Source organism: Streptomyces sp. NPDC053427 (genome assembly GCF_044544985.1).
Classification (GTDB): domain Bacteria; phylum Actinomycetota; class Actinomycetes; order Streptomycetales; family Streptomycetaceae; genus Streptomyces.
Map to the genome: position 1 here is coordinate 3709 of NZ_JBITYA010000031.1, position 1345 is coordinate 5053.

A 1345-nucleotide genomic window follows, 5' to 3' on the forward strand; every position below is an offset into this window, starting at 1 on the left:
CCTGAGACCTGATGCCGAGCCGATTGTGGTGAAGTGGATGATCCTATGCTGTCGAGAAAAGCCTCTAGCGAGTTTCATGGCGGCCCGTACCCTAAACCGACTCAGGTGGTCAGGTAGAGAATACCGAGGCGTTCGGGTGAACTATGGTTAAGGAACTCGGCAAAATGCCCCCGTAACTTCGGGAGAAGGGGGGCCATTTCCGGTGATGAGACTTGCTCTCTGAGCTGGGGGTGGCCGCAGAGACCAGCGAGAAGCGACTGTTTACTAAAAACACAGGTCCGTGCGAAGCCGTAAGGCGATGTATACGGACTGACGCCTGCCCGGTGCTGGAACGTTAAGGGGACCGGTTAGTCATGATTCGTCATGGCGAAGCTGAGAACTTAAGCGCCAGTAAACGGCGGTGGTAACTATAACCATCCTAAGGTAGCGAAATTCCTTGTCGGGTAAGTTCCGACCTGCACGAATGGCGTAACGACTTCTCGACTGTCTCAACCATAGGCCCGGTGAAATTGCATTACGAGTAAAGATGCTCGTTTCGCGCAGCAGGACGGAAAGACCCCGGGACCTTTACTATAGCTTGATATTGGTGTTCGGTTCGGCTTGTGTAGGATAGGTGGGAGACTTTGAAGCAGCCACGCCAGTGGTTGTGGAGTCATTGTTGAAATACCACTCTGGTCGTGCTGGATGTCTAACCTGGGTCCGTGATCCGGATCAGGGACAGTGTCTGGTGGGTAGTTTAACTGGGGCGGTTGCCTCCTAAAGAGTAACGGAGGCGCCCAAAGGTTCCCTCAGCCTGGTTGGCAATCAGGTGTTGAGTGTAAGTGCACAAGGGAGCTTGACTGTGAGACTGACGGGTCGAGCAGGTACGAAAGTAGGGACTAGTGATCCGGCGGTGGCTTGTGGAAGCGCCGTCGCTCAACGGATAAAAGGTACCCCGGGGATAACAGGCTGATCTTCCCCAAGAGTCCATATCGACGGGATGGTTTGGCACCTCGATGTCGGCTCGTCGCATCCTGGGGCTGGAGTCGGTCCCAAGGGTTGGGCTGTTCGCCCATTAAAGCGGTACGCGAGCTGGGTTTAGAACGTCGTGAGACAGTTCGGTCCCTATCCGCTGTGCGCGTAGGAGTATTGAGAAGGGCTGTCCCTAGTACGAGAGGACCGGGACGGACGAACCTCTGGTGTGCCAGTTGTCCTGCCAAGGGCATGGCTGGTTGGCTACGTTCGGAAAGGATAACCGCTGAAAGCATCTAAGCGGGAAGCCTGCTTCGAGATGAGTACTCCCACCCCCTTTGAGGGGTTAAGGCTCCCAGTAGACGACTGGGTTGATAGGCCAGATATGGAAGCC

General features: G+C 55.3%; 1 rRNA gene (cut by a window edge). It reads left to right on the forward strand.

The annotated features are described in order from the left end of the window. Positions 1 to 1345: ribosomal RNA gene (locus ACIGWZ_RS39325) — 23S ribosomal RNA — on the forward strand (its annotated part extends 1794 nt beyond the left edge of the window); the annotation flags it as partial.